Raw genomic sequence first — 26,108 nt, 5'->3', positions numbered from 1 at the left:
ACCCCCAGCTTTACAGGCAGTGCGTAGAACAACGGCCCGTCTCCAGATGAACCTGGGCACGTAGCCCAGACAGCTCCAGGAGGCAGGCCGTTATAGAAAAGCTGCATACCACCCGCTTGCTGACTGGCGAAGCCGCACCCGCGGATGGCCATTGCCAGCTGCTTAGCTAACCACCGCGCGGCGGAAGGTATAGATGCCCAGTCCGAGAAAGACGACGAAGGTCACGCCCAAGCCCAGCAACACCCAGCCGATGCCCAGCGTCGGCAAGGTATAGCCGTGGACTGGAGGCACCATTGCATAGCGCAGTCCTTCACAGGCATAAGTCAAAGGATTGAAGAGAGTGATCACCTGGAACCAGCGAATCCCATCGAGCTGACTCCAGGGATAGTAGGTGCAGCCAGTGAAGATGAGCGGCGTAAAGATCAGAGCGAACATCAGGCCGATCTGCTCAGGCTTCACCAGCGTGCCGATGGTCAGTCCAAGGGTAGCCCCAGCCAGAGCCGTCAGTACCATAAGGCCGATGATGACCCCGATGGCATCGGTGCGCACACTATAATTGCTCCCCAGTACCCCATAGGCTAAGGGGAAGATGATGGCACCGGCGATCAGCCCGCGCAGGGCCGCAAAAAGGACCTTTTCGAGCGCCACCAGACTGATTGGCAGGGGTGCCAAGAGGCGATCATCAATCTCACGTCCAAAGCCCAGATCAAGGACCAAGGGCAGGGTCACACCCTGCAGGGCCGTCGTGACCACTGTGAGACCGACGATGCCAGGCAGCAGCAGCGAGGCATAGCTCTGCTGGGCGGCGCCAATCGAAGGTAGCACCTTGCCAAAGATGAAGAGAAAGAAGAGAGGCTGAAGCAGCACCTGAATCAGGAAGGGGATGAACTCCCGTCCCGTCACCACCAGGTCGCGGCGTAAAATGGCAAGGAAGGCCATCAGGATCATCGCCAGCCGGTTGCGAGGTCGTCTCTCTCGCGCTCCTTTTTCAAGAAAGATTGCATCTATCGATGTTTCAACGCTCATGAACGGAGATTCCTTCCTGTCAGGAAAATGAAGACATCTTCGAGACTTGGGCGAGCCACATGGAGATCGCGCAGCTCAGCGCCGCTGGCGCTCACAATGCGCATGGCCTCAACCGCCAGCTCACCCGCTTCCTCGCCATAGAGACGGAAGGAGCGTGTGCCATGATTCTCCTGCCCATCATCGGCGGACAACTCTTCGACGCGCGGGTGCCCCGGTAACTGCTCTAGCAGAGCGCGCAGGTCATCGGATGAGACGGCCCCGTCTCCTCTGGAGGCTTCAACCTTCTGAGGAAGACGCAGGCGCAGCTCCAGGCGCGTCCCGCCAGGCACCAGCTTCTTCAGATTATCGGGAGTATCAAGCACCAGGATATGGCCATGATCCATAATGGCAATGCGCTCGCAGAGCTGCTCGGCCTCCTCCATATCGTGCGTCGTCAGGAGAATCGTCACGCCACGCTCGTGCATAGCGCGAATACGGTCCCACAAGAAGAGCCGAGACTGCGGATCAAGGCTGTTCGTCGGCTCATCGAGGAAGAGCACATCGGGTGAGTGCATCAGGGCGCGGGCCAGCATCAATCGCTGCGCCATACCGCCCGAGTAGCGTCTGATCCTTTCGCGGCCACGCCCCTCCAGGCCGAGCTCTTTGAGCAGGGCCTCGGCCCGCGCCTCGCGCTCGGCGCGTGGCACACCATGATAGGCGGCGTGGAAGGTCAGAATCTCGCGAGCCCGCAGGCTCTGATCGAGATTGCTGCGCTGGGGCACCACCGAGATATGCTGCTTGACCCCAATAGGATCGCCTACCACATCAATCCCCATGATCCGCACCGTGCCACTGGTGGGCAGGACGCTGGTTGTGAGGATGCCGATTGTCGTGGTCTTACCCGCCCCATTGGGGCCAAGTAGACCGAAGATCTCGCCACGTCGCACGCTGAAGGAAATGCCATCAACGGCGTTGACCTTGCTCCGTGGATAACGCTTGACCAGATCGCGCACCTCAATGGCCAGCTCTTCCGTCGTCTCTGTCTGCATCGATTTTCTTCTCTCCAGGTCTGTTTGAGTCATCTTCTACTCTCTTTGCTCACTTTCTACAGCTTCAGCAGCTGCGATAGACCTGCAGGCAGGCGCAGCCCGGCAACAGTGGGACCTTCCGCTCAAGCTGGCGTGCTTACCTTGGATACCGCCCCATTCCCATCCATAGCATCTGGTTATTCACACCGTTGCCGATCAGAAGCAGGGCCTACTCCTGACTGCTCTCTCCCTGGTTCTGACGGCTCGCCAGCGATCCTTACAGCGCGGCCCTCATGCTCACGGGCTGCCTCCGTGAGGAAGCAAGCGCGACCAGCATGCTGCTGGCTGCGCTTACTGTCTCTGCGGTGCGTCATGGCTCAGCATAATTCACCACAAAGGTAGCTATTTATGCCATTTCCTTTGCGATTTTATCACATGGCCATAAAAAAATCAATATCTTCTGGTCAGGAATGCCAGGACAGCGGAGAGGTGCACTTCTGCCAGCCATTTTGCCTGCTAGATATCCAGAAACTCCACACCCTCTTCCTCCTGGTTGGCTTTCATGACCTGACAGACCGCCTCATAGAGTTCCACTGGCAGATGAGCGCGCAGCTCCTCCAGAGAGTCGTAGATCTCCAGCCGATAGTCGTAGTCCTGGGGCCAGCAGGCCCACTCACGGCGCAGCCAGGTCTGTTGTGGCCGATACCGCCAGTCGCTCCAATCCGGTCCCTCCCGGAGATAGACAGCAAACTTGCCTTTGGGCGTCTGATAGATGCGGTAGCTCATTTCACGGCCTCTCTCTGGCTGGCGTGAGAGGCCACGAGCCAGCAAGCGCCCCCAAAAGCGTTTATAGACGCGGGCTATCTTGCCTACCCTGACCGTCACTTCCTCAAAACCTGCGCGGCGTGCCTCCTCTCGCTCCACAAAACGGCGGAGGGCCGCCGCAATAGTAGCCGAAAGATTGCCGCCTGCCAGCTGCTGAGCCTTCTCAAAGATTGGCAGATCAGCGTCTGCTACATAGATGGTGCGATTTGGCAAAGTCGGTACCTCCTGTACACGCTTCGCTGCGCTTTCCTCTTCAGCCAGGAGCGAAGAGCGCTCAGCCTGAGCCTTGTCACACAGTCCCGCCTCTCCCTCGCTGCCTGGTTTCGGCGAGGCAGGCTATCCGTATATTTCTACGTATATGTAGCGTATAGGCTAGAGTAACATATGTATACGTATATTGTCAAGGGAGAGAAAAAGGCGCAGCTATTGCAGCACTAGAGCGCTTCGCCGTGGCAGTGGAGTGGCGGCCTGCCACGGCGCCAAGTCAAAGCCAGACCGGATCAGGCGGATACCAGTGGTCCGGTCTGGCTGCGCAGCCAGCTAGGAGCAGCCCCAGAGCACATCAACGTAGTTCGCCGGTCCGCTGAAGCGCAGGAGGTAGCTGCTGGGGCAACCTGTTCCCTGAGAGAAATCGCGCACGATGACGCGCACCTGCTGTATTCCCTGGGGGCGGATCTGCCCGCTTGCCGGGAGCAGATAGATATCGCTGCGGCCACCTTCGCCTGCAGGGACCGGCCAGAGGTTGCTATTGCCGCCGGGGCCGGCGATGCTCGTGGACCAGGGCAAGTTTTGCTGAGCTGCGCCCCGGCTGCTCAGGGTCAGGTTGCAGGACCAGCCCGGGTAGCCGCTGTTATCAACCGCTGGCAGGGTGTAGACACAGTCGCTGCTGCTGGCGCCGGGGTGGGCTTGCAGGCTGGTTTTATCGGCCAACAGCAGTGGCTGAGCAGCCTGGGCTGTGGCGGTAGCAGCGAGCTGAGCCCGAGCCTGGGCTTGAGCGGCAGCAGTAGCCTGAGCCTGAGCACGTTGCTGTGCCTGGACGGTAGCGGTGGCCTCTTGTTGAGCGTGCGCCGTGGCGGTGGCCTCTTGCAGAGCGCTCGTCGGCGCCGCGCTGACCCGCGCCTCGGTCTGGCTCTCTTCGCCGGGTCCTTGCGCCGACCTGACTGTGGCCATACTCTGCGCGGGCCTCTCATTCTGGCCTCCTCCTCGTGGGGCAGCTGGCTGACCAATGATTAGGAAGTAGGCCAGAAGGCCGCTGCTGGCAAAGAGCAAAACCAGGACCAGGAGCACGGTCACAATCTGAGCGGCGCTGCGTCGCGGCGGGCGGGCCAGCCGGCGCAGTTCGGTCGTGCTCTGGCTCCTTGGAGGAGGCGCCGCCATTGGACTCGATGCTGCAGGCATTGGTAGGGCTTCAAAGGTGGCCCGGTACTCACCCGTTGCCCCCGAGCGGCCTGGTAGAGGATGAGGCTGCGTGGCACTGAAAGCCGGCGTCGGAGCTGGGGAAGTCATCGCGGGGAAGGTCCCGCTCAGGGCCGTTCCCCGTCCCGGCTCGCTTCGGCCTGGCCAGTCCATCCAAGGCTCGCCCTGGAGCAGCGGTGAGGGCGGGGGAAAAGGCAGCTGCGGCACCTCGAAGGAGCTGGACGACAGTGGAGTGCTCGCCGCTACTGTGACGGGCATAGCCGCCGCACCAGAGCCGCTGCCTCCCGCCGCGCTGGTCAGCAGCTCGTCGGGCACCACATCAAGCTTGAGCAAGAGGTCTGGCAGGGCTTCCTCAGCCGACATCGACAGGTCTGCCCCGTGACGGCGCCAGCCGGCGACCCGCAGCGTCTGCCCATCGACTACGCCCGGCCCGATCTCAACCTCGACTTCTTCACCCGCCACGTTCAAACGCCGGCGCGTTCCGTGCCGCGCTTCGCTCCGGCTAATGGCCAGTCGCACCTCGATCAGTCCATCCTCTCCCGGCCAGCCAGATTCGATCTGCGCTTGTTCAGAGTCTGACAGCAGGGCATTGCCGGTCACGGCCTGCTCCAGCGCTTTGGCAAAAGCGGCCACTGAACCGAAACGCTCCTCGGGACGTTTGGCGAGAGCCTGCAGCAGCACATGATCGATGGCCGGAGACAGAGCCGGATTCTGGCTGCTGGGCGGCGGCGGCGCCTTTTGCAGATGCTGGAACATCAGCGGCCCCGGCCCACCTTGAAAGGGAGGCTGACCGACAAGCATCTCGTAGGCCATGATTGCCAGGGCGTACTGGTCGGTGGCGCAGGTCGGCTGGCCTTCCCATTGCTCGGGCGCCATGTAGATCGGTGTCCCGCGGATAATCTGACCAGTGGTCAGGCTGGCCTCCGCGATACGAGCAATGCTGAAGTCGCTCAGCAGGAGATGCAGACGCCGCGGTTGCCTCGGATGGAGCTGTATCAGCAGGTTGGAGGGCTTGACATTGCGATGAATGATCTGATGGTCATGAGCATGCTGCAGCGCATCGGCGGCCTGACTGATGAGATCACAGATCTCCTGCGGACTTAACGGCCCGAACTGCGAGCGCAGGCGTAGCCAGCCCGCCAGCGAGCCTTCGGGCCGATAGGGCATGACCATGTAGAGTAGCAGCAGGCGCTGCCAAGGCTCCTCACCGTAGTCGTACAGGTCCAGAATGTGAGGATGATCTAGCCGGGCAATGGCTTTCAGTTCACGCTCGATATATCGTCTCGCCTGCGAGGCGGCGCTGGCTTCAACGCAGGTCGTGGCTTCGGCGGTGATGATTTTGATGGCTACCCGGCGCCGCATATGTAGATCATCGGCCAGGTAGACCTCGCCCAGGCTTCCGCTTCCTAGTGAGCGTACTAGACGATAGCGACCCTGAGCTAGCTGTGTACCCTCACGTAGCATTACCTTCCCCGCTTTCTCCAGCCCAGTATTTCTTCTGCTATTGCAAATATATATGGACATACACTACAAAAATGTACTATGTCAGCTATGCTTAACTATAGCATATTCTTGCAGCAAGAAGAAACAGCTGGGATATTGCTCCCGGGGGAATAGGGGACCAGAAGATCAGTGATGAGCGATCCGTTCTGTCCCCTATTCAGGTCAGGGGGAAGAAGAGAAGAAGGTCGTCTTAGAAATGCTGCTCCTGATGGAGCCAGCGCCAGAAACCGAAGCTTGACGCCAAGAAGGTCATGGTGAAGCTGGTAAGAAGTTCCTGATGGATGCCAGCTTCCAGGTCGATATGCTCCTCCAGGCAGAGTTCCCCGTAGGCTGCACCATTGTTTCCGAAGCTGCGCAGATAGCTCTTAGGCCAGCGTCGCTCGCGATTCCAGGTATTGCACAGTACCAGGGCGCGCTCCCATTCCTCCGGGCCTAAACGCCGGCTGGAGCGGCAGAGCAGAGTGTAGATTTCCTGCTTCTCCCCCTGAGCCATGAGATAGAAGGTTAACTCACAGGCACAGTCGGGGTCGTAACGAAACTGGACGACGATATCGTTGTCCTCATCACGGAGGAAGCGTAATTTCTGATCGCGAAGACAAGTTTCGATCATAGCATGTGAAAATGGCTTAACGTCAGACATTTGCACCACTCCTCCCGTTACAGGCACATAGAAGCAAAGACGAAATCTTCCTGGTTTACTGACTGAACCGAGGCAGCCACTAACTAGCCTGGCGAGTAAGAAAGAGACACCCGTTAGGCCGCCGCTGCTTCAAGGCAACTGGAGAGGACCGCGCGGTGAGCGCGGTAGAGAGTGAGCGCGGAAGCAGACGCAGCACGGGCGCTCTGCATTTAGAAACGCCACACCTCTCGACTTCTAGGGCATCTTTTTGCTGCCCCACTTGCAGAGGGGGGCTGGACCGTCTTTCTCCAGCCCTAGCTCTGTCTGCCGGCTCGCGGAGTTGTGCGCCAGGAGCGTCTTTCATACTGACGATCGCCTCAGCGTCGCTAGAATATGCTATGATAGCAATAGTCAACCAGAGAGAGCCAGGCCGGCCCGCTCAGCTTTTTACCTGTGCCCTTGAGCACACGGCTAAGTGGGCCAGGGATACCCGACCTGACCTCGACCCTGGTTTACTTCACAGGGTAGCCCGGCTATCCGTGTTTCATCTAACCTATGGCAAGGCCCGCCGTGGAGGCCACCAGGCTGAGATTGACCATCAAACCGCCCGGTCGCTACAATAGGGCTGGACGCCAGGAGCAGGTAGACCGGAGCGCTTTCTTGCCAAGAATCAAGGAGGGTTAATGCGTATTCGCAAAGCCGTATTGCCAGTGGCGGGGCTGGGCACGCGCATCCTGCCCGCAACGAAAGTTATCCCAAAAGAGATGTTGCCGCTGGTTGATAAGCCAACCTTGCAATATATCGTCGAAGAGGCCGTGGCCTGCGGCATCGAGGAGATCATTTTCGTCACCAGCAGGAGCAAGCGCAGCATTGAGGATCATTTCGATGCCTTTCCCGAGCTGGAGCAGCTGCTGGAGCAGCGTGGCAAGTTGCAGGAATTGGAGGAGCTGCGGCGTGTACAGCAGATGGCGCATTACAGCGCCGTGCGTCAGCCCGAGCCACTGGGACTCGGGCATGCCATTCTCTGTGCACGGACCCTGGTAGGCGATGAGCCGTTTGTGGTCATGCTGGGCGATGTGCTGGTCGCTGAGGAAACGCCCTGTTTACCTCAACTGATGGCGATCCATGAGCGCTACGGCGGCTCGGTGGTCGCGCTTGCCCCGGTGCCAGATGAACTGATTCCTAGCTACGGCATTGCTGCTGTGGAGGAGCTAGGGGAGCAAGCATTGCGGATCACCCACCTGGTGGAGAAACCGCCACGGGAGCAAGCGCCCTCCAATCTGGCTGTTATGGGGCGTTATCTGTTGACTCCCGATATCTTTCCGCTGCTGGAAGAGACACCGCCTGGCTCCGGTGGAGAAATTCAGGTGACCGATGCTCTTGAGCACCAGGCACGTGAGGGGCGCTGCTACGGTTTGCGTTTCACTGGTACCTACTATGATACTGGTACGCGTCTGGGTCTGCTGACCACGACGATCACCTATGCGCTCAAGCGCCCCGACCTGGCGCCTGATCTGCGAGCCTTTCTGCGTCAGGCCCTTCAGGAAGCGGAGGGCTAGCCTCGCCTCGCCTCGCTCGCAACGGTCGTCCCGTCAGCCAGGCAGAGAGAGCCGGGAATGAGGAAGAGCAACACAGGCCATCCAACGCTGTGTTCGCCTCTCTCCTCTCCCCGGCTCCCTTGTTGATCACATCGCTGCCTTGTGCCAGAAGAGCAGCTTTATAATGAGATAAATTATTCCTGTGCCTCCGCTTTCTTCCGACGCCTGGCTGCCCCTCCCAACTTACCGATCCGGCTGTAAAAGTCAGGGTCTTGTCGCGCCTTGGTTGCATTGCCACCCTTCTTCCCCATCTCAGAAAAGTGGGCTGGACCATACTTCGTGACGTTGGCCTGGCCACCTTTCTGGGCAATCTGGCGGTAGTACTCACTCCCACGCTTCTCTTTGAGAGCTGTACCCCCCTTCTTGCCTATCTGGCGATAATACTCCCCACCATATTTGTCGCGGACAACGCTCCCCCCTTTACGACCGGCCTCGACCGTTGACATCGGCGCCGGCTTCTCCTCTTCTCTGGTAGCCATCACCATTCCCTTTGCTCGGGCAAGCTCCCGAGCCAAAACAAAATATACAGGCTCCTCGCCTGTGGCGAAGAGTATACTGAAATCCCCCATTCTTGTCAATGAAACGGGCATCCTTAGTCATTCCGGTACCGGGCCGGCATGGCCCCCCTCTGCTCTTCGTACCCATTCCTGATGATCCTGGCCTGCTGTCAGCCTGGCCGCCTTAGCGTCGGCCTCGGCGGCTTCATTCAGCCCGGCTGACCCAAGGTGTTCATAGCGCCTGCCGGTCCCTGGACAAATCCTTTTCCAGGCACTATACTCTTCCTCAGAGTCTCTTTTTCTGGTTATCAGTCTACCTGGTACCTACCCATAAACATCGCAGTGCTTTGGTCTTGTCCATTTTGCCGTGTGCTTGCTGGAGGGACACGCCAAGGAGCTAGAGACCGCATGGAAGAGCGAAGGTTCGAGAAGCGCCCGCGATCGTTGATACTGGCTCCGGTCTTTGTCCGCGTAGATGAGCGATGCCGTGTGCCGTCCCCTCTCTCTCGCCCGAGCTGGCAGGAGCTTATTGTTGGCTGGCTGCGCTACCAGGCGACTCAGCTCCGCTGGGACATCGAGCGCAGCCTGGCTCGCCTATTCCACCGCTCCTGGATTGATCTGCGGCGAGCGCAACGGGAGCGCCGTGGGGACGGGAGCGATCATCAGCTGCGCTAGGAAGGTAGCGGTGGACGTCTGAGACGCAAGGCTCGACGAGCCTGCTCCCGCAGCTGACGCGCTAGCGCAAACTCTGAAGCCAGACGTTGATAGAGCGCTTCCCACTGATCAAGGACGCGCTCACGGTCGTGTTGTGCAATGATCTCCAGGCTCTTGTTTCCCATCTGCCTGCGCAGCTCGGGACGCTCCAGTAGATAGTCGATGGACTGCGCCAATTCCATGCTATTCCCCGGCTCAAATAGCAGGCCATTCTCGCCGTGATGCACCAGCTCGGGAAGGGCATAGGCATTGGCCGCCACGACTGGCAAGCCGCAGGCCATCGCCTCCATCGTGGCCAGGCTCTGCAGGTCCGCCTCCGATGGGATGACAAAGAGATCGGCCATGCGACGAATCGCCAGGAGATCGCGATCGGCCACAAATCCAAGGAAAGCAACACGCTCCTCAATCTGCAGACGTGTGGCCTGCGCTCGCAGCTCAGCCTCCGCCGGTCCGGTTCCCGCCAGCACGATGTAAGCCTGGCTCCTCAGTTGGGCCACGGCCTCCAATAGGACATTGACCCGCTTCTCCTCGCTGAGTCGATTGACGTGCAACACCAGCGGGCGATCAGCGGGCAGCTGATAGCGCTGACGCACCTCCTCATCGGCTGGCCCCGGCCTGAATTTCTTGAGATCAACCCCATTGGAGATGACCCCCGCTGGGGCGCGCAGCCCATGCTCATAGAGGAGGCGCAGAGCCGTATGGGTCGGGGTTGTCACATACTCACAGCGGTTGTAAAAGTGGATCAGATAGCTATAGCTGAGCGTATCGAAATGCCTGCTGAAGCGCTGATCACTGGCCAGGGTGCGGCTAATGTTGATCGGCAGATAGTGGTTAGTGGCAATGACCGGTTTGCGCAGCCCTCCGGCCAGGAGCTGAGCGATGTTCCCTAAGACGATCGGCGAGTGGATATGGATAATGTCAGGATTGCCTTGCTTCAGCAGGCGCCGAATAGGCAGGATCGGCAGGAAAGGAATGCGCATGTCGCGATACGTAGGCCATTCGAAGGATGTAAAGCGATAGACATGTACTCCTTCTTCGATACGGTGGACGTCGCGCGCACCCTGACAAGGAGCGACCACCCAGACCTGATGGCCCCGGGCAGCCAGACCGACGGCCAGATCGTGGGTGACGACAGGCACGCCCCCTACCATCGGCGGATACTGGTCAGTCACAATCATAATACGCATGTCTATCGCTCGCTTCTTGGCGTAGTCTTCCCGGGCAGCCAGGCAAAGTAGATAGCGACCGGTTGGCGTCGATGCTGTGGCAGAGAGCTGTCACCTCGCGGCCAGCACCTGTGCTATCTGCCTCCCTGGGCAGGCAAGCAAGCAGGCAGGCAGGAGTACAGGTGCTCCCGAGTGGAGTGAGCCTTACCCCTGCCTGCGCTACAAGCACACAGCTTAGCCTTCCTTTGCAGCGCTCTCGCCAGTTTGCGACTGGGCAGGCGCAGCAGTAGGAGCAGGTTGAGCCACGGGAGCGGCCTCTCCGGCCTCTTCGGCCTCGATGGTGGGCAGCTCCACTTTCACCACCGGCTCGTGCGGATCGGTCAGGAGGCGCACATTGGGCGGCAGCTTAATCTCGCCGGCATGGAGAATCTGGTCTACCTCAACAAGCGGCGAGACGTCGACCTCGATCGTTTCGGGGATCTCCGTGGCGCGGCAGGCCACTTCAAGCGCATCGAGGAGGCGCAGCAACGTGCCGCCGCTCTCCTTCACCGCCGGCGAGTCACCGACCAGATGCAGTGGCACCTTCACCTCAACCTCCTCCTCCTGACTCACGCGGTAGAAATCCACATGGAGAATCTTGCCGGTGCAGGGATGGCGCTGAATGCTGTGCACCAGGGCCGTCTCCGTCAATGAGTCTCCCGGAATACGCAGGGTGACCAGGCTGGCGGCCTTATGCTGGCGGCGGAAGCGCTCGAAAGCCGCGGCCTCCAGCTGGATGGCCAGAGAGGGTTCCTTGTGGCCGAAGATATTGGCGGGGATGATCCCCTGGCGGCGCAGCCGCCGGGTCGCTTTACCCAGGACCTGGCGGCGCTGAACCTCCAGTTCTGCCATTGGTGCCATAGCAGGATACCTCCTTTAGCGTGATGCTTTCCTGCGCTGTAAGAGGGCTTGCAGCTCGGCCACCGGGCGCGTGTTAAGCACGTCGGCGGCGGAGAGCCAGCCCTTGCGGGCAATGCCGACGCCATAGTGCATGTCAGCGAGGCCCGCAATGGAGTGAGCATCGGGATCGATCGGGATCAGAATGCCTCGATCGCGCGCCTTGCGCACATAGCGCCAGTCGAGATCAAGACGCTGCGGGCTGGCGTTGATCTCAATAAAGACGCCATGCCGCGCCGCGGCCTCGATCACCGCCTCTATATCCAGAGTATAGCCCGGGCGTTCAAGCAAGAGGCGCCCTGTCGGATGCCCGATGATGGTGACATATGGGTTGGCGATGGCGCGCAGCATACGCTCAGTCTGCTCCTGCGGAGAGAGCGTAAAATGGCTGTGAATGGAGGCTATGACAAAGTCGAAGCGCGCCAGGACCTCATCGGGATAGTCGAGCGAGCCATCTTTGAGAATGTCGCACTCGGTCCCCTTTAAGATGACGAGGCGACCAGCGAACTCGGCATTGAGACGGTCGATCTCTTCCCACTGGCGCTGCAGGTTCTCAACGCTGAGGCCGTTGGCGTAGCCGACGCTCTGGCTGTGATCGGTAATGCCCAGATAGCTGAGGCCACGCTCACAGCACGCCTCGGCCAGCTCACGAATAGTATTTTTTCCATCGCTCCAGGTAGAATGGACGTGCAGGACCCCACGCAGGTCACGCTCTTCGACCAGGGTTGGCAGCTCACCACGCTCCGCAGCCTCGATCTCGCCCATGTCTTCGCGTAGCTCAGGCTCGATATAAGCCAGACCCAGGGCAGCGTAAAACTCAACCTCGTCTTTACAGGGTATCAGCTCCAGATCAGGCTCTTTTCCCCGGAAGAGACCATACTCGTTGATGGTCATGTTCATGCTCAGGGCTCGCCGCCGCAGGGGAATATGGTGCTCTTTGGCCCCGGTGAAGTGATGAAGGGCATAGGGGAACTGGCGATCGGTCACGAGGCGCAGGTCCATCTGGATGCCGCTCGCTAGAATGATGCTGGAGCGTGTTTCACCTTTGCTGATGATCTGCCGGACGCCCGGCTGACCGGTGAAGAAGTTCATGACGCGCTGACGAGTGGCGCTGTCAGCGTTGTCGGCAACGCTGGCCACAATATCGATGTCTTTGACGGTCTCGCGCCGCCGACGCAGACTACCCGCTACCTGGACGCGCACAATTTCGGGCAGGGAGGCCAGCGCATCGCGCATGCGCAGCCCTTCAGCCTCCGCAACGGGGTAGAGGTAGCGGTGACCGTGCTCGGCCAGAAAGGCCAGCCCCTGCAAGATTTTCTCCTGTGTCTTCTTGCCAAAGCCGGGCAGGGCGGCAACGCGATCTTCTTTGCAGGCCCGTTCCAGATCTTCGAGACTGGCGATGTGGAGCTGGTCCACAATGGCGTTGATGCGCCGTGGGCCAAGACCTTGAATACGCAGCAGCTCTAGCTTGATGGACGGCGTGGCCGCGCGCAGCTCCTCTAAGAAGGAGAGGCGCCCGGTGGTCACCAGCTCCTCGATGCGCCGCGTAATGGTCGGTCCAAGGCCAGGAATGCCTTTGAGCCGTCCCTCTTTGACCAGCCGCTCAATGTCGTCATCCAGCGCGCTGATGGTGCGCGCGGCGTTCTCGTAGGCCCGCACCTCAAACGGGCTGGCATCTTTCTTGAGTTGCAGTAAGGCGGCAACTTCTTCCAGGGCCTGAGCCACTTGATTCTTATCCATCGGCGCTGCCTCCCCTCTACTGACCTTCGCTCTCCGTCAGGCGGAGGTCGAACATTTCCGGCTCGCGTAATTCGACTTCGAAGGGGTTGCGCCCCTTGAGGTCGCGCCCTAGATAGCGCTTACAGTCGAAGTGGACCACCAGCCAGCAGTGCCAATCGGCACTGACGAAAACGGCATCCCAGGGATGGCCCGATGTGTTATCCAGCACTTCGTTACAGACGAAACAGCGCGCGCGCCCGGCAGCAACGGCCCCCTCGAACCAGCGCAGAATAAACCAGTGAAAATCGTCCAATGTCATGAGTTCCAGACATGACTCTGGATAGCCAAAGGCGACCGGATCAGGGCACTCGCGAAAGTCCTCGCGCCCACGCCCCAGGGCGACAATGGGCGCGCGCACGATGACTTTGACTTCGTCGTGCTCAGGATCTTCTGAGCCAGTTGTAATATTTTGTAACAGTAGCCCTTCTTGGGCAAACCAGGCGAGTAATTCCTGTCTCATGATGCCGGTGGCACTGCATCGTCTCACGCCTCGGGCACAGCGTCAACCTGCTCTTTGGCGCGGCGCCAGAGGGCGCGCAGCTCCTCTCGGCTGCGCTCCTCTAGGGGTCGCCCTTCGCTGCGCGCGAGTTCTTCCATACGGCGGAAACGGCGGCGGAATTTGCGATTGGCCTGCCGCAGGGCAGCCTCAGCATCGATGTTAAGCTCGCTGGCAGCTCGCGCAACCATAAAGAGCAGATCCCCCATTTCTTCGCGACGCTCTTCGTCATTGGGAGCCTGAGCCAGCTCGCGCAGCTCTTCAGTCAATTTATCAAGCACGCCGTTCATATCGGCATAGGTGAAGCCCACCTTGGCGGCTCGCCTCTGATATTCCTGGGCCACAGTGAGGGCCGGCGAGGCCAGCGGCACGCGATCAAGGACGCTTTCTTCGTGGACCGGCAGGCCCGCCGCCTGGCGCTCGGCTCGCTTGATGGCCTCCCAGTTCTGGACAACCTGCCCCGCGCTGCTCACTTTGACGTCCCCAAAGACATGGGGATGGCGACGGATGAGCTTGGCGTTGATCTGCTCGAAGACGTCACCAAGGGCAAAGTGCCCCTCTTGACGGGCAATCTCAGCATGCAGATAGACCTGGAGGAGGAGATCGCCCAGTTCTTCGGCAAGCTTAGCCATGTCGTTCTCCTCCAGAGCCTCCACTACTTCGTACGTTTCTTCAAGGACAAAAGGGACGAGCGTCTGATGGGTCTGCTGGCGATCCCAGGGACAGCCATCGGGATCGCGCCGCAGGCGTTTAGTAATGTAGCGAAGGGTGTCAGGATGGCGCAGGGCTGTCAGGGCTTCTACCGGCGGTACGTAGAGCGTCGTCAGGTGGTCCGCCAGCGGCTGACGATCCAGCTCGTAGAGAGCCAGGCGCTGCAGGCGGGCCGCCTCCTGAGCCTGATCGCTGAGGCGAACCAGCGTTACCTGCCATTCGTCGGGATAGCATTCGCCAAGGGCCAGTTTAACGGCACTGGACAGGCGACGGTTATAGAGATGAGGCACCAGCAGGGGCGTGGTTGGTACGATTTTGCCGGCTACTTCGTCTCCAGGTAAGGCTGCCAGGGAAACGGCATCGATGATCTGGAGACCAGCCTCTAGCGGATCTAGCCCCAGAGCCGTGCAGACCGGCTCGATGAAGGAGAGGCCAGCGACGAGGCGCAGCCCCAGCCCGCGCTCCCTGGCCAGACGGAGCAGCAGCTGCACGCTGGTGTCTCCAACCAGAGGGTGACCTGGCACGGCGTAGACTACAGGGCCTCCTCCAGCGGCGGCAGCCGCACAGATGGTCTCCGCCATACGCTGATAGAGGGTCTCCCAGTCCTGGGCAGCATCATAGAGTGCGTCAAACGATTGCAACGCCAGACCAGGAAAAGCCTGGCGCAAGGGTTCTACAATGGGATGAATCAGGGTGCGGAAGTAGATCGGCTGCCCGCGCTCCACTGCCTCAGCCAGCACCTCGTAGGCTTCGCGCGTTAGCAGCTCCCACGGTCCTGGTCCCAATCCCAGGATCGTAATCTGCGGCTCCGACATACTCTTTCTATCCTCTCTGCGGCGCTTTCGCTGTTCTTGGAACAGTGTAGCGCTTGATAGAAGCGCTGTCAAAGGGGGAGCAAGAGACCCCGGAGCCGGGCTGAGCCGGGCCGGCTAGCTTGTTTGCCTGTTGCTCCACAGCAGGGATTGTCGCCGAGGACTGGAAAATGTTATGCTTTTCTGTAGTACTATTCAGGCTAGCTCTTCAGAGAATCGAGCGCTATCCAACAATGAGGAGGTTATAGACTCACAATGGCGTCCGATCAATCCCGGCAGCAGCAGGGACAGAGACAGGCCGCAAAACCGCTCTGCCCACGCTGCCATAAGGAAGATCAGGTCAAGACCTCGCTGGAGGCTTACCGCAGCGGCATCAGCCGGTTGGCGCCACCCCCAATGCCTGGTCGGCAGACCCGCATGATTAATCTGGTGGGGCCTGCCGTAGTCCTGGTTGGGCTGGCCATCTTCTTTATCTTTGTGGTGCTCGGAGAGAGCGTCTCCGGCGTGGGCGGTCCGGGCCTGGTTGCCCAGGTGATTATTACGTTGCTCATCATCGTCGCGGCTCTGGTCGTTTCCTTTATTGCTTTCCAACGCGTGGTAAAAAGCGATGCGGAGGCGACGCTGCGCTACCCCGCCTGGGACCGAGCCCTGGAGAATTGGCGCCACCTGTATTATTGCTCGCGCGATGATCTGATCTTCGATGGCCAACAGGGCAAAGTGGTTTCGGAGGAGGCCCTCAAAGCCCTTCTGCGCGTCGAGGCTGAGCCTCAGCAGGTTGCCCAGCAGTCGCGCTCGGCGGCTGCCCCCTCCCACTCGTAAGCGAGCCAAGGCGTGAGCGATGGCGAGGCCCAGCTCCACCGCCCTGGAGCCAGCAGATTGATCCGCGGTGCGGCACGATCCGCCTGCGACGCGCTCGGGGGTGGATTCTGTGCATCGGCTCTCGCCGTCTTGCCTGCCAGTCGGTGCCGCACGCCGATCAGCGCCTGATTCTGCTTCGCTCTTCTTCATTATTTTTTCGGTTCGCACGCTTTCTTTGTTGGCTTGAAGGGACCTCGGGTGCTCTTCACGGCGAGCAGCAAGAGCGGTGAGCCAGCTTGATGGGCCTCGCCACCCCCTTGCCTGCCCTGAGAAGAGCACCTATCTGCCTTCCCTCGCTATCTCTCTCGATCTATTTTCGTCTTCTTATCCTTATTTTCGTATTGTCATTCTTTCACTATTGTGCCTCCTATTGGGTGCTCACTCATAATCCTCTTGCGACTGGGAAAGATTGCCGTTATCATAGGGCAAGAAGGTAGTGGACCAACCAATTAACCTGGCTAGCAGGGATCTGCCCGATTCCGCTCTCCCGGCGCGGCCTCAGTTGCCTCGCGCAGGGCCAGCCTACTCTACCCCTACTATGGCGGCTGGTTCAGGCGCGCCAACCAGGCGTCAGTCAGGTCAGGAGGGTGAGCAGTGGCAGTTTCTTGCGAGCGCAAGGAGAAGGAAGGGCAATGGGAAGTATCTGGCCCACGGTCGTGGCCGATCTGATCAATTGGGGCTGGCTGCGCATCGGTCCGCCCTATATCTATATCAATATCGATCCGGTCATTGTGCACCTTGGCCCGCTGGCGCTCCACTGGTATGGCCTGATGTATGTGGTGGCCATTGTGGTGGCTCTCTGGGGCATCCAGGGCTACATCCGGCGCAAGGGCCTCAACGAGGAGATCGTCTATCGTCTGCTCTGGTGGTGTATCATCGCCGGCTTAATCGGTGGCCGATTGTACTTTGTGCTTCAGCAGCCGGATCTGGTCCAGGACTATTTGCTCCAGCCCTGGCGCATTCTGGCGACCTGGGAAGGCGGGATGGCCTTCTACGGGGCGATCTTCCTGGTGGTGCCAGTGCTCTTTTGGCGCGCGCGCGTCGAGGGGATCAACCCCTTCGTAGCCCTCGATAGCGGGGTGCTCTTCGCCTCGATCGGCCAGATTTTCGGTCGCATCGGCAATCTGATCAATGGCGATATTATCGGCTACCCCAGTACTTTACCCTGGTCGACAGTCTACCTGCATCCCGCCAGCTTCGCCTGCCTGCAGGGGTATTGCAATGTACCGGTGCAGCCCGCCGCGGCTTATGAGATGCTCTGCAACCTCGTGCTGCTGGCAGTGCTCTACCTCCTGTCACGTCGCCTGCGCCGCCCTGGTGTGCTGACACTCACCTATCTCTATGGCTATGCTATTACGCAGTTTGTTGTCTTCTTCTGGCGTGCCAATGTCGTGGTCAGCTTTCTGGGTCTGAACTGGGGTCTGAAGCAGGCGCAGTGGACCTCGCTGGTGGTGCTGATCCTGCTGCTGCCCGTGACCTACCTGGTACTGCGCTCGCGCTATGCGCGCCCGGTGCCGCCCGGGGAGACAGCGGCATTCTACGGTATGCCACCGCGTCCAGGGAGCCAGGCCACCGTGGCTGTAGCGAGCGCCCCGGAGGGGACATCTGCGGTGCAGGAACAGGAGCAGGCAGCTCCCGCCTCTACACCGCCCGCCAACGCTGAGCGACGGGTAGATGAGGAGCCGGCTGCCAGTCGCCATGATCCTCCTGTAGAGGGCTTGTAGAAACCGTCCTGAGTACGCTCACCTCCCACTCAGCAGAGGAAGGCTCTATCTACCCTGTCTGTCTGCCTGTCTGCCCGCCTGCCATTGCCCGATAGTACTACTGATCAGGACGGCGCAGCCGGCAGGACGGTGATCCAAAGCGGTCTCTGGTACCTGCAGGAAGCTGCAGCAGGCGCCAGGTGCGCTCAGGAGAGGGAGATTCTGCGCTCTTCTGGGGCTTTGTCTCAGCCAGGCCAGGCAGCCGCAGCCGCCCCAGGCCGGGCAATGTGCTATAATAAAGCAAATCTTTCCCCGCACTGTGGTGGGAACGAAGCGAAGTTCTTTGCTGGACGTGGGAGCCTCCCTACTATGAGTGAACGAGCTGACGCCAGGCCACTGGTTGCAACGGTTGTCGTCGGATTCCTCGAAGAGAATTGCTATCTCTATGCCTGCCCGCAGACCCGTGAGGCGGTGATCATCGATCCTGGCGATGAGCCGGAGCGCATTCTGAAACGCATTGAAGAGCTGGCGCTGGTCCCTCGCTATATCATCAATACACATGGCCATTTCGACCACATCTGCGCTATCGATGCAGTCAGCGCCGTCTATCCCGTGCCGCTGGCGATTCATCCCGCCGATCTTCCTTACTATACCGACGCCAGCGCAGCCCGAGCCGCTGGGCGCGAGCCGCCCCTGGTGCGGCGCAAGCCCGATATCTTGCTCCAGGATGGGCAGGTGATCACTTTTGGGACGCTGTCACTGGAGGTACGGCATACGCCCGGACATACGCCCGGCGGCGTATGTCTGGTGAGCCGTCCCTACTGCGTCTTCAGTGGCGATACGCTCTTTCAACGCGGCATTGGACGCACTGACCTGCCCGGCGGCAATTATGAGCAGCTGGTGCGCTCGATTCGCGAGAAGCTCTATACCTTAGAGGATGACCTGGTCGTCTTTCCCGGGCACGGCGCGCCCACAACCATCGGCGAAGAAAAATATGAAAATCCCTTCGTGAGCCTGGCCTGAGCAGAGCCAGCCAGCAGCAGCAAGAAGAAGAAGAGACGTGTAGAGGAGCAGGAAAGAGCAATGTCGAAGATCTGCGTCATCGGCACGGGCTATGTCGGGCTGGTAACCGGCACCTGTTTCGCCGATATGGGGAATGATGTCACCTGCGTGGATATCGTCGAGGAGAAAATCGCCCGGCTTCAGCGCGGCGAGGTTCCGATTTATGAGCCGGGCCTGGCGGAAATGATTGCGCGCAACGTCCGCGCTGGACGCCTCCATTTCACAACCAGCTACCGTGAGGGCCTCGCTGACAGCGAGTTTATTTTCATTGCGGTCAATACTCCTACCGGCAGCACTCAGGGCAGCGCCGATATGCGCTACGTCGAGATGGCGGCGCGCATGATCGCTGAGGAGCTGGACCATTACGCCATCATTATCAATAAGAGTACCGTGCCCGTCGGCAGCGGCGACGTGGTGACGCGCATCATTCGCACTCATCTGGCGCGCCCCGATGTTTCTTTCGCAGTGGTCTCGAACCCCGAGTTTCTGCGCGAAGGGGCAGCGATCCAGGATTTCTTGAATCCTGATCGTGTCGTACTCGGCTCGTCCGATATGGAGGCCGCCCACCGTGTGGCTGCTCTCTATCTGCCGCTGCGCGCCCCCATCATCATGACCGATATCTACACGGCGGAAATGATTAAGTACGCTTCTAACGCCTTCCTGGCGACGAAGATCTCCTTCATTAATGAGATCGCCCAGATCTGCGAGCGTCTGGGGGCCGATGTGAAAGAGGTGGCTGTCGGAATGGGCTACGATAAACGGATCGGACGCGCCTTTCTCGATGCCGGCCTCGGCTACGGCGGCTCCTGCTTCCCCAAGGATGTACGCGCCCTGGCCCACATGGCCGATGAGGCTGGCCTGCATCCGCAGCTGCTGCATGCGGTGATGGAGATCAATCAGGACCAGCGGCGTCTGGTGGTGGATAAGCTGGTTTCGATTCTAGGCTCGCTGCGTAATGCTACCATTGGTATTCTGGGCCTGGCTTTCAAGGCCAATACCGATGATATGCGCGAGGCCCCCTCTCTGGACATTATCCGTTGGGTCACCGGTCAGGGAGCACTGGTCCGCGCCTATGACCCGGTCGCCCGCGAGACAGCGCGCCAGGCAATGGAGCGCGAAGGCATCCGACTCGATCTGGTAACCTTCTGCTCCAACGCCTATGAGGTGGCCGAGCAGGCCGATGCCATCATTATTGTCACCGATTGGAATGAGTTTAAGTCGCTTGATATGGTCCAGATTCGCAATTTGATGCGCCGTCCCGTGCTGATCGATGGGCGCAATATTTACGAACCGCGCGAGATGGTGAGCCTGGGCTTCACCTACCGTGGCATTGGACGGGGCACAGGGCCAGCTGCGACGGTCTTGCCGGCCAGCGATAGTACAACGCCGCCGCCAGCCCTAACCCGCGAGCAGACCTTGATTGGTGAGGGCGATGAGTATCGCTGACGATGAGGCCGGGAGAGGTTTGCCTTCCACCTCTTCTGATTCTGACGCGCCTGTGGATGGGGCGGAGACTCCTCCGTTGCTGTTCACGCCCCTGGTGAGTCGACCAGATACGCCGCCACCCGCCTGGCTCTTTGGTCCGGGGGGCCTGGGCGCACTCCCGGCTCCTCTCCTGCCAACCCAAGGGGTCAATGTGGCTGTGGGTATCGATATCATTGAGGTGGCGCGCGTGGCCCATGCCTATGCCCGCTATGGCGAGCGCTTCCTGCAACGTGTCTTTACAGAGGCAGAGGTGCTGCAGTGCCGTGGCCGGCGCGCGCTCAGCGGCGTATCGCCTCTGCCAGAGCCAAAACCTGCCCGTCTGGCGGGACGCTTCGCCGCTAAGGAGGCGATCAGTAAGGCCCTGGGTACGGGCCTGCGTGGCGTGGCCTGGCGGGAGATGGAAATTGTTCAGTTGCGCAGTGGACGCCCATCGGTGCGCCTGTACGGTCGCGCTCGCCGGCGAGCTGAGGAGCTGGGCCTCAGCGCCCTTGACGTCAGTATTGCCGATTTGCAGGGCTTCGCGATCGCCGTGGCCGTCGCAGTCCAAACAACCGGTCAGGGAGAGAATTCTCGCCAGAACCGTTGAGGGTCTGATCCGCCACCGCCAGGCTAGAGGCCCTGCCCGGCTTCGCTCGCCTGTCCAGACCTGAGTGGCTGGCTGGCCCGGCTCTTTGCTACTCGTTCGTCATGCGGCTACCGCAATCGCCCGCTAGCCAGATGGTCCGGTGCCGCAACCGGGAGAAAGTCGGCTGGCAGGGCTAGCTGCTGCGATGGTGGAAGAAGGTGCTGTCTGTCTGTCGTGATGTTCTCTTGCTCCTTGCTTGCAGCCCCAGCGGGCTAGAAAGGCTTGTCCCTCATGGAGACTGCTAACCCTGATCGTCTCTGCCCCATCTGCGGCAGGCACCTCGGGCCTTACGAGCTTTTCTGCAGCAACTGTGGCACGTATGTAGCTTCTGCTCCTTTATCAACAGCTTCGCCCCTCTCTCCCAGGTCAGAGAGCAGCGGGGCTCCCACAGCTGTCTCTGACCAGCCAGGCCAGCAGCCTGACCAGCCCGCCAGCGCCTGGTCAGCAGCACCGTCGCCCTCGCTCCCTTCCCGGCCAACGTCCTCCAGCAACGTTGGTGAAAGGACAGGCCCTTTCCTTCCTTCGCCACCTCCCTGGACTGCTGCGGCCCCGCCGACCAGACAGCCAGCTTCGCCCGGGCAGCGGCTCCCTGTGCTTGTGCTGGTTATCGGTAGCATACTCGCGCTGGTGCTGGTTGGCAGCGTGCTGATTCTCATCCTCAGCCTATACAGCCAGCCTGCAACCAGTCGCAACCATGTGGCGACTAGTGCCAGTCCCAGCCCTTCCCCCGACGTGCTGATACAGGCACACCCCGCAGTCACACCGCTGTTCAGCGATAGTTTTGCCAACAATAGCAAGGGCTGGGATACCACCGGTGGCCCCGGCTTCAGTAAGACGATTGCCAACCATGCTCTGACGATGACCGACCGCAATCATCGCATTCTGGTGGCTCCTCTGCCCGTGCAACAGGCATTCAGCGATTTCCAGATTACGGTAGATATGACCTTGGAGAGCGGCGATAGCAACGACAGCATGGGCATTTACATGCGCGGCGATGATCAGCTGGCCAACGATTATCGCGTCGACATCTTCGGCGACGCCACTTACGCGATCTCCAAGGAGGTGACTGGCCTCGACGGCAATACCCAGGTACGTATCCTGTCGGGGATCTTTGCAAATAAGGCTATTAAGCCACTGGGGCAGCAGAACGAGGTGACAGTGATTATTAAGGGCAATCACATTGTTTTGGGAGTAAACGGCCACCTGATTGCGAGCGTGACCGATAACTCTTATACCAGCGGCATGATCGCGCTCTTTGTGAGCAACGGCACCTCGTCGCCCGCGGCCACGGCGGCTATCACCAGTGTGGCGGTTTATCCAGCCCCCTCCCAAATCCCTTAAGATGAAAAAAGCGGCGCAAGGTAGAGAGAAGGAAACCTTCAGGAGGCTTATGAGAGCACTGCTGCAACGTGTCAGCTACGCCCGGGTTCGGGTAGCGAATGAAGTAGTAGCGGAAATTGGGCCGGGCCTGCTGGTCTTGTTAGGAGTGGCCCAAGGAGATGGTGAGGCTGAGGCCAAAACTCTGGTTGAGAAGATTGTCCACTTGCGGATCTTTGAGGATGAGGCCGGCAAGATGAACCGCTCATTGCTGGAATGCGGCGGGCAGATGCTGGTTGTTTCCCAGTTTACGCTCTATGCGGATGCTCGCAAGGGAAGGCGCCCGAGCTTTACAGAGGCGGCCCCTCCAGCACAGGCCGAGCCGCTGATTCGCTCTTTTCAGGAGCTTGTGCGCAGCTATGGCGTGCGCGTTAGCAGCGGGGTCTTTGGTGCCCACATGTTGGTCGAGCTGGCTAACGATGGCCCGGTCACGATCTGGTTAGACAGCGCTGATCTGCCACGCCGCTAGCCGCCCCGCCGGCGCCTGAAGCCAGGGCCGCCTCCAGAACAGGGAAAGAAGCCGCCAGGCTGGCGCTGCGAGGCGGCTCGCTCCTGCGTGCTCAGCTGTTTGGCAAGGCGTTGATAATCACTGTCTGATTGCCAGAGACGTTCACCGCCGCTGAACCGCTGTATTGTTTGCCCTGGCTATCGCCACCAGTGGCTGTCAGGGTATAGCTGCCCAGTGGTACATTGTCAAAGCGGTAGTTGCCCATGCTATCGCAGGTAGTGCTGGCAATCTGTGCTGCGCCAGCATAGAGCGTTACACTGGCCCCCGCCAGCGGCACGGCGCTGCTACAGCTGCTATCGGCGCAGGCCTGGACGCTGCCGCTGATGGTGTAGCCAGTGACGGTGAGACGCACGGGTACAACCTGCACGTTATTCTGAATACCGCCGCTGCTGCTGGCCATGATGGTGAGCTGGCTGTTGTAGACACCGGGGGCCAGACCCGTGGGATTGACCGCGACCTGCAGGCTGCCACCGCCGCCATTATCGCTGCCGCTGCTGACCGTCAGCCAGGTGCTACCTGTGCCCGGCGAGGCGGAGACCGCGATGGGATAGCGGCAGGTGCCACTACTGCTGAAGGTAATGGCCTGGGCGGGTGGAGGCCCCTGGCCCTGAACAGCGCTGAAGAAGAGGCTAGAGGTGCCTACCTGGAAGATGCAGGGAGGCAGCACGGTCAGCGCTACATTGAAGAGCTGCGGGCTGCCCGCAATAGGAGCACCGCTATTGTCAAGCACCTTGACGATGACCTGGGTGCTGTAGCTTCCGACAGCCAGGCCCGCACTGCTAACAGTCAGGCTGATACTGGCCGTCTGACCATTGACCAGGCTGGTGCTGGAGTCGCTCAGCCTCAGCCAGGAAGCGGCGCTGGTCAGGCTCGTGCTCCAACTCAGGGGCCAGCTGCAGGTTCCAGAGACCTCCAGAGTAACCGTCTGAGGACCAGGATCTCCTCCTCCTGCAATGGTGCTGAAGGCCACAGAGTGCATCGACGGCTGGTCGAGAGTACAGGGCGGCAGAACCTGCAGCGTAATCTGCAGCGCCTGCGGCGTACCAGCGGCCCCAGCGCCATCGCTCCCCCGGCCCAAGAGGAGAATCTGGCCGCTGTAGGTACCCGCAGTCAGGCCCCTGGTGTTAACCCCAACAAGGATCTGACTACTGCTGCCGGGGGCCAGGCTGCCGCTTGCCGGGCTAACCGTGAGCCAGTCGCTGGTGAGAGCTGTGGCCTGCGTCTGCCAGTAGAGGGTACTACCGCCGGTATTGGTGATCACGACCGTCTGCGGCGGCGTGCCCTGCCCCTGGACAGCGCTGAAGTTGAGGCTGAGCGGTGTGATACTCATCACCGGCTGCCGGGGCGAAGGCGCTGGTTGCACGACCAGAAGTACAGGCAGGGTCTGCGATCCGTGCCCGGCGGTAAAGGTGATCAGGCTTGTATAGCGTCCTGGGCGCAGTCCCAGAGCATTGACCCCAATGGCGATTACGCTGCTGCCCGCGCCATGCAGCTCGCCGCTATTCGGCGTTACACTCACCCAGGAGGCATCACTGCTGGCCTGCCAGGTCAGATCATCCAGGCAGCCGGCGCGCTCGCTGAGAGTGACGGCCTGATTCGGCGGGTTGCTGCGCCCGGCCACCGTCATAAAGCTCAAGCTGGAGGCGTTGACCATGATGCCGCAACGCGGGAGCACAGTCAATGACACAACCACGCTCTGCGGGGCATCGATGACGCTCTGCGGCGAGGCGAAGCTCAGCAGGGCAGTATAGACACCCGGCAACAGGCTGCGGCTCTGGACGGCCACGGTCACGCTTTGGGCGCCGCCAGGGTCGACTGTGCTACTGCGCTGGCTGATCGAGAGCCAGTCGGCAAGGGGTCCGAGGGCATGCGCATAGGGCGTCTGATCAGGCGCTGTCAACGATGTGCTGCTATTAAGCTGCCAGGCTAATGGCTTGTTGCCAGGATTACTGATCGTCAGTGTCTGGGGCGCCGGGGTTGCCCCCCCATCGGTGGCAATAAAGGAGAGCGCCGCCGGTGTGACCTGCAGAACAGGCCCGGGATTCGCCGGCAGCGGGCGTACCACCATCTTGACCTGTACGCTTTGCCGGCCTCCTACATCGGAGGTAAAGGTCAGGAGGCCGCTATACTCGCCAGGTTTCAGATGGGCGCGCTGAACGGCCACCCAGACGGTCTGGCTACCGCTAAAGAGGCCCTGCGAGGGCGAAAGGAGCAACCAGGGCTGATTGCTACTGCCCTGCCAATTAATGATGCCCCCGCCAGTGTTGCGCAGCGTCAGGGGCATAATAGTATTGGCTCCCTGGTAATCCTCGCCCATGAGCAGGGGGCCGGTGCTATCGATGACCAGATGGGGAGGGCTGGTCAGCCCCTGGCCCGCCACCTGTAGTGTGGCGCTGGCTGTATAGCGTGTCGTCACATCCTCAGCTTCGAGCAAATGCAGGCCCGGCCCCCAGCTGGCATCAATCTGAACGGTGAGCACGAGGCTTCCAGAGGCACTGACCTGCACGAGCGAGGAGCCATTGCGGCCTACCGGCACCGGCTCCTGTAGATCGCGACTGAGCAGCACCTGGGTAGAAGGAGAGAAGCGCTCTAAGGCCAGCCTGACACGCTGGCCAATCTCGATCACATTCGGCGTCAGCGTCAGGCGCGGCGGACCGGCAGCCGTCGTCGCTGGCGGCTGCTGGCGCGTGAGCACCAGGAGCACCAGCAGACTGTCGCCAATCAGCGCCAACAGGGCCACGATCAACAAAGCGAGGAAGAGCAGTCGCAGACGCCTGGGATAGAGCGCTAGCCAGGAGAGCAGGCGGCCTCGTGGCTGGCTCCAGGGCTGCGCCGGCAAAGGATTGGTCGCCCAGGCTGCCGCTTGAGCGCGTCTGGCATCTTCAGCCTCGATTGCCGCTGCCTCGGCGCTGGTGGGAAGACGGCGCGAGAGGAGAGGATCGGTACGCTGCAGCCAGATAGCATCTCCCTCATCCTCATCGGCATCCTGAATCCAGGGCCAGAGATCGGGCAGACGCTGCTGCAGGTCATCCAAAGCACCAGGCTCATTGCGGGCAGTCGGGCCTCCCCCGGCAAGGGGTGAGATCTGACTGTGGCCCGACTGCGGCCTCACAAGGGGGGTATTCTGACGCTGGATCTCAAGGGAAGAGAGATCAGGCTCAACTAACGGGGTCAGCCGTGAAGGGCGGGGTAGTTTGAGCGCGTCAGGATCGCTCTCGCTGATAAACTCCGCTGCCTCGCTCATCTCCAGGGCCGGGTCGCCCACGACCTCGTTACCGCTGGCTGGCGGCATCAGCTGGGAGAGCAAGAAATCGGGCGGAACCTCCGGGGGCGGGGTCACTGGCCCTTGCTGGGTGGGTACTTGCGCATCGGGATCAGTCCGGCG

The 26,108-nt window shown here is 60.6% G+C and carries 21 protein-coding genes; 9 read left to right on the top strand and 12 right to left on the bottom strand.

Going from position 1 to position 26,108, the window contains the following annotated elements; genetic code table 11:
• Positions 1–162 precede the first annotated feature (162 nt).
• From IRZ31_RS09050 to IRZ31_RS09030, 5 genes are all read right to left on the bottom strand, one after another.
• Positions 163–1,026 carry an ABC transporter permease gene (locus IRZ31_RS09050; RefSeq protein ID WP_297152628.1) on the bottom strand — a complete coding sequence of 288 codons (864 nt, stop codon included), beginning with the start codon at positions 1,024–1,026 and terminating at the stop codon, positions 163–165.
• Entirely contained in the window at positions 1,023–2,087 is a 1,065-nt protein-coding gene (locus tag IRZ31_RS09045) for an ATP-binding cassette domain-containing protein (RefSeq protein ID WP_297152626.1), read from the bottom strand. Before IRZ31_RS09045 ends, IRZ31_RS09050 begins: the two co-directional genes overlap by 4 nt.
• A 462-nt stretch (positions 2,088–2,549) precedes the next feature.
• Positions 2,550–3,071, bottom strand: a complete 522-nt coding sequence (locus IRZ31_RS09040; RefSeq protein ID WP_297152624.1) for an EXLDI protein — start codon at positions 3,069–3,071, stop codon at positions 2,550–2,552.
• 327 nt (positions 3,072–3,398) lie between these two features.
• Positions 3,399–5,738, bottom strand: coding sequence for a protein kinase (locus IRZ31_RS09035; protein WP_297152622.1), 2,340 nt, complete (start codon positions 5,736–5,738; stop codon positions 3,399–3,401).
• Positions 5,739–5,967: 229 nt separating this feature from the next.
• A complete protein-coding gene (locus tag IRZ31_RS09030) occupies positions 5,968–6,417 on the bottom strand; it encodes a YbjN domain-containing protein (RefSeq protein ID WP_297152620.1) in 450 nt (149 codons plus the stop codon).
• A 662-nt stretch (positions 6,418–7,079) separates the two neighbouring features.
• On the opposite strand from IRZ31_RS09030, the gene galU reads away from it, so the two are divergent.
• Positions 7,080–7,955, top strand: a complete 876-nt coding sequence (galU, locus tag IRZ31_RS09025) for a UTP--glucose-1-phosphate uridylyltransferase GalU (RefSeq protein WP_151729456.1) — start codon at positions 7,080–7,082, stop codon at positions 7,953–7,955.
• A gap of 173 nt (positions 7,956–8,128) precedes the next feature.
• On the opposite strand, the gene IRZ31_RS09020 is transcribed toward galU, so the two are convergent.
• Positions 8,129–8,473 (bottom strand): hypothetical protein, encoded by a 345-nt coding sequence (locus IRZ31_RS09020; protein WP_069804776.1) that lies wholly within the window; start codon positions 8,471–8,473, stop codon positions 8,129–8,131.
• Between the two features lie 426 nt (positions 8,474–8,899).
• Between IRZ31_RS09020 and IRZ31_RS09015 the strand changes: the two genes are divergently transcribed.
• Positions 8,900–9,166 carry a hypothetical protein gene (locus IRZ31_RS09015; protein ID WP_297152613.1) on the top strand — a complete coding sequence of 89 codons (267 nt, stop codon included), beginning with the start codon at positions 8,900–8,902 and terminating at the stop codon, positions 9,164–9,166.
• Here the strand turns inward: IRZ31_RS09015 and IRZ31_RS09010 are convergent.
• The 5 genes from IRZ31_RS09010 to mazG form a co-directional block, all read right to left on the bottom strand.
• Positions 9,163–10,392 (bottom strand): glycosyltransferase, encoded by a 1,230-nt coding sequence (locus tag IRZ31_RS09010; RefSeq protein ID WP_297152612.1) that lies wholly within the window; start codon positions 10,390–10,392, stop codon positions 9,163–9,165. The two genes, IRZ31_RS09015 and IRZ31_RS09010, sit on opposite strands and share 4 nt — an antisense overlap.
• Positions 10,393–10,605: 213 nt before the next feature.
• The gene (locus tag IRZ31_RS09005; RefSeq protein WP_297152610.1) at positions 10,606–11,271 is read right to left on the bottom strand and encodes a 50S ribosomal protein L25; all 666 of its coding nucleotides are present in this window, start codon (positions 11,269–11,271) and stop codon (positions 10,606–10,608) included.
• A 15-nt stretch (positions 11,272–11,286) separates the two neighbouring features.
• Positions 11,287–13,047, bottom strand: coding sequence for a DNA polymerase/3'-5' exonuclease PolX (gene polX / locus IRZ31_RS09000; protein WP_297152608.1), 1,761 nt, complete (start codon positions 13,045–13,047; stop codon positions 11,287–11,289).
• A 16-nt stretch (positions 13,048–13,063) separates the two neighbouring features.
• Positions 13,064–13,546 (bottom strand): hypothetical protein, encoded by a 483-nt coding sequence (locus IRZ31_RS08995; protein ID WP_297152606.1) that lies wholly within the window; start codon positions 13,544–13,546, stop codon positions 13,064–13,066.
• 23 nt (positions 13,547–13,569) lie between these two features.
• On the bottom strand, positions 13,570–15,108 hold the full coding sequence (gene mazG / locus IRZ31_RS08990; protein ID WP_297152605.1) for a nucleoside triphosphate pyrophosphohydrolase: 1,539 nt from the start codon (positions 15,106–15,108) through the stop codon (positions 13,570–13,572).
• A 252-nt stretch (positions 15,109–15,360) separates the two neighbouring features.
• On the opposite strand from mazG, the gene IRZ31_RS08985 reads away from it, so the two are divergent.
• The 7 genes from IRZ31_RS08985 to dtd all read left to right on the top strand — a co-directional run bounded on the left by IRZ31_RS08985 (position 15,361) and on the right by dtd (position 22,684).
• Positions 15,361–15,924, top strand: coding sequence for a hypothetical protein (locus IRZ31_RS08985; protein WP_297152603.1), 564 nt, complete (start codon positions 15,361–15,363; stop codon positions 15,922–15,924).
• Between the two features lie 671 nt (positions 15,925–16,595).
• The gene (lgt, locus tag IRZ31_RS08980) at positions 16,596–17,687 is read left to right on the top strand and encodes a prolipoprotein diacylglyceryl transferase (RefSeq protein ID WP_297152601.1); all 1,092 of its coding nucleotides are present in this window, start codon (positions 16,596–16,598) and stop codon (positions 17,685–17,687) included.
• Between the two features lie 348 nt (positions 17,688–18,035).
• Positions 18,036–18,689, top strand: a complete 654-nt coding sequence (locus IRZ31_RS08975; protein WP_297152598.1) for an MBL fold metallo-hydrolase — start codon at positions 18,036–18,038, stop codon at positions 18,687–18,689.
• 60 nt (positions 18,690–18,749) lie between these two features.
• Positions 18,750–20,174 carry a UDP-glucose/GDP-mannose dehydrogenase family protein gene (locus IRZ31_RS08970; RefSeq protein ID WP_297152597.1) on the top strand — a complete coding sequence of 475 codons (1,425 nt, stop codon included), beginning with the start codon at positions 18,750–18,752 and terminating at the stop codon, positions 20,172–20,174.
• Between the two features lie 76 nt (positions 20,175–20,250).
• Positions 20,251–20,799: a holo-ACP synthase gene (acpS, locus tag IRZ31_RS08965; protein ID WP_297152595.1), complete on the top strand. Its 549-nt coding sequence runs from the start codon at positions 20,251–20,253 to the stop codon at positions 20,797–20,799.
• Between the two features lie 630 nt (positions 20,800–21,429).
• A complete protein-coding gene (locus IRZ31_RS08960; protein WP_297152593.1) occupies positions 21,430–22,179 on the top strand; it encodes a family 16 glycoside hydrolase in 750 nt (249 codons plus the stop codon).
• A gap of 49 nt (positions 22,180–22,228) precedes the next feature.
• Positions 22,229–22,684: a D-aminoacyl-tRNA deacylase gene (gene dtd / locus IRZ31_RS08955; protein ID WP_297152591.1), complete on the top strand. Its 456-nt coding sequence runs from the start codon at positions 22,229–22,231 to the stop codon at positions 22,682–22,684.
• Positions 22,685–22,775: 91 nt separating this feature from the next.
• Here the strand turns inward: dtd and IRZ31_RS08950 are convergent.
• On the bottom strand, positions 22,776–26,108 hold a 3,333-nt coding region (locus tag IRZ31_RS08950), incomplete at its 5' end, for a carboxypeptidase regulatory-like domain-containing protein (protein WP_297152589.1).

The sequence above is a fragment of the Thermogemmatispora sp. genome (genome assembly GCF_019683635.1).
Lineage (GTDB): Bacteria > Chloroflexota > Ktedonobacteria > Ktedonobacterales > Ktedonobacteraceae > Thermogemmatispora.
This window is presented reverse-complemented; position numbering and strand designations above follow the sequence as displayed.